Here is a 9,547-nt window from a genome sequence, read left to right as displayed (position 1 = left end):
CGATAGCATTTTCAGCCACCTCATCGTCAATCACCATAATGCGTGAAATGTTGAGCTTGGTAGTCCAGAGATTGGCTACCTGTCCATGGATCAAACGTCCATCGATACGTGCACCTACGATTGTCATAAATTTTCCCCCTTTATTGTTTTAAATGTAGGTTGGTTAACTAAGTTAATTGATTCTTCATATTCCCCTTCCGTTTCAAAAATGATGATACGGTTATTTCCTTCTTTCAGAAGGCTATGCGGAATATAAAGCGATAAGGTTGGTCCAACATTCCAGAAACGGCCGATGTTGACGCCATTTACAAAGGCAAGGCCCTTTCCAAAACCGGACAAGTCTAAATAGGTATCTTTAAGCGCTTTCATTTCGAAGTCAAAAGCGTAGAAAGCTGGTTGCTTTGGCTGCCATCCTTTTGAAAAATCAATGTTTTCTGTGTTTTCAAAAGAAAGTGGGTACTGTTGCCAATTTAGCAAGAAGTGCAAATCCTTGCAAACGCCCGTCCGAATCCCTTTTCGCTGGGTATCTGCCAAAAACTTATGCCCGTAATTGACCCGCCCCATGTTTTCAATCAGAATATCAATCTGGTGGGTGGCTTTCTTTTCTCCAGCAACAAAGATATCTTGCCCAATCTCTGCTTGATACTGGGTTTCCATAAGCTTGCCGTCCACAAAGAGCTGCATCCGGTCGCGCCCGTCAATCACCCGAATTTTTTCCTCATCCGCATCCCAGCTGGCTTCGGTACGGTAAAGCAAGTAGCCATAGCTCTGCCCCAAATCCTCCATTTTGACAGGATAGAGACTCTCCACTGGCTGAGCCAAATCAGCTAATATCTCAAACAAACTCACCTTCTCACTCAGAGCAATGTCTCTCAGTTCAAAAGATTCTTTTATGAGCGGTTTCATTTGTGGGTACTCAGGATAGTAGGTCTCCATCATTTTTTGTACTGCAAAATATTTCGGAGTTGGATTTCCCTGTTCATCGAGCAGGGCATCATAATCATACGAGGTCACCTGTGGTAAATCCGTCACACCTCTGGCCGAGCAGCCATTCATGAAGCCAAAATTGGTGCCACCATGAAACATATAGAGGTTGATAGAGCCTTGTTTCAGAACCTCATGGACAGCTTGAGCCAGTTCCTCAGGATCCCTTTTGATAATTGGTTCTTTCCAACGATTGAACCAACCATCCCAAAACTCCATACACATGAGCGGCCATTTTTTGCCATGCTCATCAAAGAATTCCTGCATCTGGGCAAAATTATAATCTGCCTTGGAGCCGAAATTTCCTGTAACAAATAAATCTTCCTCAATCAGCGTACCGGCTCTCAGCGTGGCCCGCCAAGGGCCATCCGATGTAAAGAGCGGGCAATCAAGGCCTCGGTCCAACATCATCTGCCGAATCGCCCTCAGGTAGTCTTTATCCTCCCCGTAAGAGCCATATTCATTTTCCACTTGCATCATAAGGATGTTCCCACCCTTGTCCAAGAGCCTTGGAACCAAGCGAGGAAGTAACTCATCATAGTAGTCTGCAACAGCCTGAAGATAAGGATCATCAGAAGAACGTATTCTCATATCCTCAGTCAAGAGCCAGGCTGGCATGCCGCCAAATTCCCACTCCGCACAGATAAAGGGCGAAGGGCGAACGATAGCATATAAGCCTAAATCTTGAGCAATCTGAAGAAACTTCTCAATATCTAAAATCCCTTGAAAGTCAAACTGGCCTTTCTTTGGCTCGTGCATGTTCCAAGGAACATAGGTCTCAACTGTATTGAAACCCAGAGCTTTAAGATTATAGAGCGAGTGATACCAATCTTCCGGCTGAATCCGAAAATAGTGAATCGCTCCTGATAAAATCTTAAACTCCTGACCATCCAAGTAGAAAGAAGAGCCTATTTCAAATCTCTTCATCTCCCCATTCCTCCTAGATTTAAAACGCTTTCATTTCTTATTAATATTAATATAATAAACTTTTGTATAAATGTCAACATTTTTTTTTAAAATATGTTAAAATCAATATAGAGAGGGATAAAAAAAGAGAGGTGAGCACAATGGCTATTCCTAAATATCAACAAATCAAAGATGATTTAAAACAACAAATCATTTCTGGTAACTTTGAAAACGGTGATAGATTCTACACAGAAGCTGAGTTAATCAAGATGTTCAACGTCAGTTCCATCACCGTTGTCCGCGCTTTGAACGAACTTGCGAATGATGGCTACATCATCCGTCAGCAAGGAAAGGGAACGTTTGTTTCACGCGCAAGAAAACACAAGCGTGTGGAATTCTCTGATATCGAAACTTTCCCTATCCAAAAGGATAAGGTGACTGTTCTGTCCATCGAACGTGGAAATGAATTGAAAATCTTGGACAAACTAGAACTAACACCGTCCCAGTTCTACTACAAGATTGACCGTATCAGAAGGACCGGCGATAAAGTTTATATTTATCACCAAACCTACATTCCTGAGCAGTACATCAATCCAAACTATCCAGATTTGGACTACTACAGCTCGATCTACAATCGCTTCAAGACGGATTATCACATCCACATGAATGATGAGTATTTCGAAGAAACCAACGAAATCGTCTTTCCAACGCCAAAAGACATTGCCAAGACCTTAGAAATTGATCCAAACTTCCCAACTGTGCATCAAGTCAAGATCACAAAACTGGAAAATACTGGACAAATCCTAGAGTACAGCGAAACCTACAAGCGTGGTGATTTCTTCAAAATCAAATTTATTTCTTCTAGTCGCGATCATTAATCTGAAAAACGATGGTTCTCACGAGCTGTCGTTTTTCATTTCCTGACCAACTAGCCTATCTTTATTATAAACCTATCTATACCAATTTGCAAGGCATTTGAACGATTTTTGTTTAATAAAAATCAAAAAATGACAGAAAATGAACAGAATCTTTTAATTTCGTATATTTTCTTAGTAGTCTAGGACTGAAAACCAACAAAAACAAAACTTTTATCATACATTCGAGAATAATAAAAATGAGAGTGGGACAGAAATCGGTAATTCGTTAGAATTCGATTTCGTCGTCCCACCTCCGCACAGTTGAGTAGGGCTGTAAAAGCTGATGAAATCAGCGTAGTAGAGCCCACTCAACCACTGCGTCTTGTTCGACAATCCAAAGACAATTGAGAGGCTGGGACTTTCGTCCCAGCCTCATCTTTTTTGTTTAATCTAAGCCTACGCGCTTGAAGATTTCATCTACGCGCTTCGTGTAGTAAGTAGGGTTGAAGATTTCATCAATCTCTTCTTGAGTCAGACGGGAAGTGACTTCTGGATCCGCCTCGAGGAGCGGTTTGAAGTCCACTTGATTGTCCCAAGACTGGGCAGTCTTTGGCTGTACCAAGTCATAGGCTTGCTCACGGGTCATACCTTTCTCGATCAAAGTCAACATCGCACGTTGGCTAAAGATAAGACCAAAAGTAGAGTTCATGTTGCGGATCATATTTTCTGGAAAGACTGTCAAGTTCTTAACGATATTTCCAAAACGGTTGAGCATGTAGTCGATCAAGATGGTCGTGTCTGGTGTGATGATGCGCTCAGCTGATGAGTGGGAAATATCACGTTCGTGCCAGAGAGCCACGTTTTCATAGGCTGTAATCATGTGGCCACGAATGACACGCGCCAGACCTGTCATGTTTTCAGAACCGATAGGATTGCGTTTGTGAGGCATTGCTGATGAACCTTTTTGCCCTTTAGCAAAGAATTCTTCTACTTCGCGTTGCTCAGACTTCTGCAAACCACGGATTTCCGTTGCCATGCGCTCGATGGAAGTTGCGATGCTCGCAAGAACTGCAAAGTACTCAGCATGAAGGTCACGAGGAAGCACCTGTGTAGAGATTTCTTGAGCACGGATACCAAGCTTGTCGCAGACGTATTGCTCTACAAATGGTGGGATGTTGGCAAAGTTCCCAACCGCACCAGAAATCTTACCAGCTTCCACACCAGCAGCCGCATGCTCGAAACGCTCGATATTGCGCTTCATTTCGCTGTACCAAGTCGCCAATTTAAGACCAAAGGTTGTAGGCTCCGCATGCACACCGTGGGTACGACCCATCATAATGGTGAACTTGTGCTCCTTAGCCTTGTCAGCGATGATGTTGGTGAAGTTTTCAAGGTCACGACGGATGATGTCGTTGGCTTGCTTGTAGAGGTAACCGTAGGCTGTATCCACCACGTCGGTAGAAGTCAAACCATAGTGCACCCACTTGCGTTCTTCGCCAAGAGTCTCAGAAACCGCACGTGTAAAGGCAACCACATCGTGACGAGTCTCTTGCTCAATCTCCAAAATACGGTCGATGTCAAAGTCCGCCTTCTCGCGAATCAAAGCCACATCTTCCTTAGGGATTTCTCCCAACTCAGCCCATGCCTCGTCAGCCAAGATTTCCACCTCAAGCCAAGCACGGTATTTATTTTCTTCACTCCAAATATTCGCCATCTCAGGGCGTGAATAACGTTCGATCATTTTGTCTCTCCTTCCCTAATTAAATTAATAAAAATCTTTCTTAATGTAACTTCTACATCCCAATCCTTAGAGACAATCAATTCAATAACCCCTTCATTTATATTTTCCTTTAAATTACTTAACATATCATGTACATCTGCTTCAAATGTTGAACCTGGTTCTGTCTTTGAAATACAGTATTCTTTAAATTTGTCAAAACTACCAGCATTAAATGCATTATCGAACTTCAAAGAGTAATTTTCTCGACTAATCTGATCAAATTCTATATGATACTGTTTCTTAACTGTATTAAGAATCGTTAAAAGTTTCTCATCCCTTTTTTTGAAAGAATCTAACTGATTTTCAAACAGTGCTAATTCTAGTGGCGTCCCCACTTTATTCTCACGAAATTCAACTAGTTTAACATGCTCGAATAATTTATCACCATTGAAGTTAGAGTCGAAAGTAAAAGCATTGCTTCTTAAATATTTAACTAACCAAAGCACTGGAACATCAATTATGTTGTCTTCAGAAACCGTAATTATTTGATCAACTTCTCTTAAAATTTCTTCACATTGATAGTCTTGACAAGAAATAAATAATTTTAAAATCTTACTTGAAAGAATTTTATTCCCACCAATATTTATCAGAATTTCTTTCATACGGTCATAAAGATACTCATGCTCCCCTTTATGATTAATATTAAGTGGTTCGTAGTATTCACCATCTAAATAATTATGACTTTCATCTGTAAATTTCTTTTCACATTCAGCCAGCAAACGATGCTGTATAAAATTTGAATATAAATCTTCAGTTACACTATATGATAACGAACAATGGTAATCCGGATTTAATTTTTGCAATGCACCATCGTTTAAATCTTTCAATGCATGATCACTAAATATCAAATCTTCAGCTGCTGTTTGTAAAATAGAATCTTCATCTATCATCTCAGTTCTAAGACTGTCTTTAATTTCATCAAGTTGATTTCTTATATCATGGTTATAAATCTTCAATTTAATTCTTACACTATCAGCCGTTGGCCGTTCATCAGCTCTATAGCTCATCATCCTATCAACCAGATTGTCCAACTCAAATAAATATGGATAATATTGTTCAATATGCCGATAGTCAGAACCTGCTGGATTTTCACCAGTAAAACACTCATTAATAATTAAACCTAAAGAATAGATATCCGAGGCAAAAGTAATAGTGAGAGCATCACCCTCTATTTTTTGTTCAGGAGAAAGGTAATTTCTATTAACTAGAAGGTCATCTGCGACTGTCAGTCCAGCGTCCTCAAAATGTGCAATACCAAAGTCACTTAAAACAAGGTGATATCCATTAATTAATACATTTTCTGGTTTAATATCTCTATGAATAATCCTCTTGTCATGTGCAGCATTCACTGCTTTTATTAATTGAATTAATAAATCCAATCTTTGTAAAGGAGAATAATCTTCACGATGATTAATTACATCTCTCAGAGTTTGGGGATAATAATCCATGACCGCATAAAAGAATTTTGTTTTAACTTCTTCGTCTTTAGGAAATTCTCCATAATTATCATAACGAATAATATTAGGATGATTGTCGTTTAAACAAAAATCAAGATCTTGCTTTAATCTATCAATTTTAACTTTATTTGCTCGACCTCCGGAAGTTGGTAGTTGCATAATTTTTACAGCTTTTTCTATCCCAGTATTATCAGTTGCTAAAACTACTACACCCTGACCACCCTGACCTAGAATTCGAATAAAACTAAAATTATTAGATTCCAAAATTTCATCAATGCTAAATCTCTTTTTGAGATTTTCAATAGCTTCATCAGTTAAATTCATAACCTCACTCCTCCTCAAACTCTTCTTTCCCAATCCATACAGATGGACAGTGATCTAGTGTATTCAAATCAGTATCTAACGGGACATCATAGATAGCTAAATAGTTTTCAGAATATTGAGCAACCAACTCTTCATACTTAGCTCTCACTTTTTCATGATCACTACTAGCATACAAGACTTCGACGACTGCTCCAGTCTTACCCTTTTCAACAAATGCGTTAACGATGATTTGAATCATAGCCTTCTCCTAAAAATCAATCCCTTCCCCTAATTCAACCACACTATTTAGCGCATCACTAAACACTGCCTTACGGTTGTGCTTGTCTTCTATAATCATTTATTTACCGCCCACTCCGCTGCTTTCTCTGCATGAATCACTGTTGTGTCATAGAGAGGCAGGTCAGTATCGGATTGCTTGACGAGGAGACCAATCTCGGTACACCCCAAGATAACAGCTTCAGCGCCTGCTTTTTTCAAATCATCTATAACGGTAAGATAAGTCTGCTTTGAGCTTCCGTTGATATCACCTAGACAGAGCTCGTCATAAATAATCCGATTGACTTCTGTAATACCAGCTTGGTCTGGAATCAGCACTTCTAACCCAGACTCTATTAATTTTTCCTTGTAAAAATCTTGAGTCATGGTGTACTTGGTTCCTAGGAGGCCAACTTTTTGAATACCGTCAGCCAACAAGGCCTGCGCAGTTGCCTGCGCAATATGCAAGATTGGAATCGTAATCTTTTCTTGTATCTGAGGAGCAACCTTGTGCATGGTGTTGGTACAAATAACGATGAAATCCGCACCTGCTTGCTCCAAGCGCTGAGCAATATCTGTCAAAAGTTGACCGCTTTTCTCCCAGTCTCCAACTGCCTGATAATGCTCAATCTCTGCAAAATCAACACTATAAAGTAGAATCTTAGCTGAATGCAAGCCACCCAGCTCTTTTTTGATGGTTTCGTTGATGATTTTGTAGTAAGATGTGGTACTTTCCCAACTCATACCACCAATCAGACCGATAGTTTTCATAGACTAATCAAACTCCTCCTTGCTTATCGCCACCGACGGATAGTGCGGCAAGCTACTTAGAACTGTATCCAATGGCAAATCATAGATAGCCAGATAATTGTCTGGATATTCAATCTTTAATTCCTGATATTTGACTTTTACTTTTTCATGGTCGGTACTGGCAAAGAGCACTTCCACAACAGCGATTTCTTTTCCTTCCTCCACAAAAGCGTTGACAATAATTTGAATCATATCAATGTCTCCCTTTTAAATAATACCTAGGTCAGCCCTTATGACTTGCTCAAGTTCCCAACGAATATCATCCAATCTATTGTTTCTACCATCGTTATATTCTAAAGGTCTACCTGTAATAAAAGCTCTGTGCCAAGTACCATCAAACTTGACTAAGCAATTTTTTACATCTTGACTGGCATACAATTCAATAATCTTATCGGTACTTCTAAGTCGTTCATATTCTTTCTTAGCTAAAAAATACTGATTTTTGATTTTTTCTATTTCCTTGATACAGTATTCTCTATTCCGAATTTCTGTTTTGATATCTTCTTCATCTTGATAAGTAAGACCTTTTCGCTCTAATCGCTTTTGATAATTTTCCTTAATCTGAATTTCCAAAATTCTATTCACAGTATCAAAGTTTTCTAATTCAAATTTAAATTTACAGTCATACGGTAATAGATTCATGACATCAAATGGAGATCTATTTGGAAATAAAGATATTACCCTAATTAACTCGTTATAAGGTTCCGTTAATTTTTCTTGTTTTTGTACTTGACTTTGTATTTTTCGTTCTTGTACCTTCGATTTTCGTTTATCAACATAGATATAAATCCCCCAAAAAAAGCCAAGAATCCCTACAATCGCTAATACAGATTGCCAATTAAAATAACCGTGTTCATTTGTAAAAAACTTATCCACTAAAAATCATTCCCTTCTAACAGTAGTTGACTGACTTCTCTTGCTGACTTTATCAGCTACGACAAGCCTAGTCAACCTTGCAGGGGTAAGACGACGGACCTTATAACTGGGGTCCTGTCTTACTCCCCAAACTCAACCACCTTATCTGGCACATCACTAAACAAAGTCACGTGTCCCATCTTGCGGTTGTGCTTCGCTTCTATTTTACCATACAGGTGGAGGTGGGCGCTTGGATTTTCTGTGACATATTGTTCAGCGGCCTCGATATGCTGGCCGAGAACATTGAGCATAACAGCAGGCGCATGCAGTTTGATAGCTGGTAATGGTGCTCCGAGAACGCCCAGGATATGGGTGTCAAACTGGGAGAAGTCGCAGGCTTCAATCGAGTAGTGTCCAGAGTTGTGTGGCCGTGGGGCAATCTCGTTGACAATGATGTCATTGGCTGTCGCAAACATTTCCACACAAAGGGTTCCAGACAGGTTCAGTTGTTCTGCGATTCGCACAGCCATTGCTTTAGCCTTGTCAGCCAGACTTTCTGAAATGCGGGCTGGCACAATGGTCTTAGACAGGATATTGTTACGGTGAATATTTTCCTGAACTGGGAAGACTGTCACCTCCTTACCATTACCAGATACAATGACAGAAATCTCAAGGTCAAAGTTGACAAATTCTTCCAAAACGCAGTCGGCTGAATCTGCTAATGCATAGGCTTCTTCCAAGTCTGCTTCTGAGCGAATGACCTTTTGCCCATGCCCATCATAGCCACCAGTCGCAGTCTTGAGAACATAGTTTTTTGACAGGTCCATATCTGCCAAGTCTTGGCTAGAAGTCATAACCTTGTATGGTGCCACGGTGACTTGAGCCTTGTTTGAGAGAAAGTCCTTTTCAAAGATGCGATTTTGAGAAATGCGGAGCAGGTCTGTCCCTTGAGGGAGTTGACCATCCTTGATGACAGCATCCAAACCGTCAGCATCGACATTTTCAAACTCATAGGTGAGGACATCGCATCGCTCCGCCAATTGACGCAGAGCATCCACATCGTTATAAGGCGCCACGATGATTTCCGCCACGCGAGAGGCTGGGCAATCCGCCACAGGATCCAGCGCGATAACCTTGTGCCCCATGTAGATAGCCGAAATGGCCATCATCTGCCCCAGCTGACCACCACCGATAATTCCGATTGTTTTAGATGAGCTCATTGCTTGACTCCTCAGCGATTTTTCCTTGTTCTTCAGCAAAATCCGCCAAAGCTGTCGCGATAGCCTGATCCTCTACTGACAGGAGACGGAGGGCAAAGA

At 40.5% G+C, this 9,547-nt stretch carries 10 protein-coding genes and 1 pseudogene; 1 reads left to right on the top strand and 10 read right to left on the bottom strand.

Annotated features, from left to right (window positions below; translation table 11 throughout):
• The coding region (locus Q0191_RS02755; RefSeq protein WP_297663627.1) for a PTS sugar transporter subunit IIB at positions 1-127 on the bottom strand (127 nt) is incomplete at its 3' end.
• Positions 124-1,911: a beta-galactosidase family protein gene (locus tag Q0191_RS02750; protein WP_297663625.1), complete on the bottom strand. Its 1,788-nt coding sequence runs from the start codon at positions 1,909-1,911 to the stop codon at positions 124-126. The genes Q0191_RS02755 and Q0191_RS02750, both read right to left, overlap by 4 nt.
• Positions 1,912-2,051: 140 nt before the next feature.
• On the opposite strand from Q0191_RS02750, the gene Q0191_RS02745 reads away from it, so the two are divergent.
• On the top strand, positions 2,052-2,768 hold the full coding sequence (locus tag Q0191_RS02745; RefSeq protein WP_149556453.1) for a GntR family transcriptional regulator: 717 nt from the start codon (positions 2,052-2,054) through the stop codon (positions 2,766-2,768).
• Between the two features lie 424 nt (positions 2,769-3,192).
• Here the strand turns inward: Q0191_RS02745 and purB are convergent, their stop codons facing one another.
• The 8 genes and pseudogenes from purB to Q0191_RS02705 form a co-directional block, all read right to left on the bottom strand.
• Positions 3,193-4,488 carry an adenylosuccinate lyase gene (gene purB / locus Q0191_RS02740; RefSeq protein WP_297663620.1) on the bottom strand — a complete coding sequence of 432 codons (1,296 nt, stop codon included), beginning with the start codon at positions 4,486-4,488 and terminating at the stop codon, positions 3,193-3,195.
• On the bottom strand, positions 4,485-6,308 hold the full coding sequence (locus Q0191_RS02735; RefSeq protein WP_297663618.1) for a serine/threonine-protein kinase: 1,824 nt from the start codon (positions 6,306-6,308) through the stop codon (positions 4,485-4,487). The genes purB and Q0191_RS02735 overlap by 4 nt, the downstream gene beginning before the upstream one ends.
• Before the next feature lie 4 nt (positions 6,309-6,312).
• The gene (locus tag Q0191_RS02730) at positions 6,313-6,546 is read right to left on the bottom strand and encodes a phosphoribosylaminoimidazole carboxylase (RefSeq protein WP_297663616.1); all 234 of its coding nucleotides are present in this window, start codon (positions 6,544-6,546) and stop codon (positions 6,313-6,315) included.
• A 95-nt stretch (positions 6,547-6,641) separates the two neighbouring features.
• Positions 6,642-7,334, bottom strand: coding sequence for an aspartate/glutamate racemase family protein (locus Q0191_RS02725; protein WP_297663614.1), 693 nt, complete (start codon positions 7,332-7,334; stop codon positions 6,642-6,644).
• A 3-nt stretch (positions 7,335-7,337) separates the two neighbouring features.
• On the bottom strand, positions 7,338-7,565 hold the full coding sequence (locus Q0191_RS02720) for a phosphoribosylaminoimidazole carboxylase (protein ID WP_297663612.1): 228 nt from the start codon (positions 7,563-7,565) through the stop codon (positions 7,338-7,340).
• A gap of 15 nt (positions 7,566-7,580) precedes the next feature.
• Entirely contained in the window at positions 7,581-8,249 is a 669-nt protein-coding gene (locus Q0191_RS02715) for a hypothetical protein (protein ID WP_297663610.1), read from the bottom strand.
• Positions 8,250-8,368: 119 nt separating this feature from the next.
• Positions 8,369-9,448 (bottom strand): 5-(carboxyamino)imidazole ribonucleotide synthase, encoded by a 1,080-nt coding sequence (gene purK, locus Q0191_RS02710; protein WP_297663608.1) that lies wholly within the window; start codon positions 9,446-9,448, stop codon positions 8,369-8,371.
• A pseudogene (locus tag Q0191_RS02705) lies at positions 9,435-9,547 on the bottom strand (5-(carboxyamino)imidazole ribonucleotide mutase); the annotation flags it as partial. The gene purK and the pseudogene Q0191_RS02705, both read right to left, overlap by 14 nt.

The sequence above is a fragment of the uncultured Streptococcus sp. genome, from assembly GCF_938036805.1.
Lineage (GTDB): Bacteria > Bacillota > Bacilli > Lactobacillales > Streptococcaceae > Streptococcus.
This window is presented reverse-complemented; position numbering and strand designations above follow the sequence as displayed.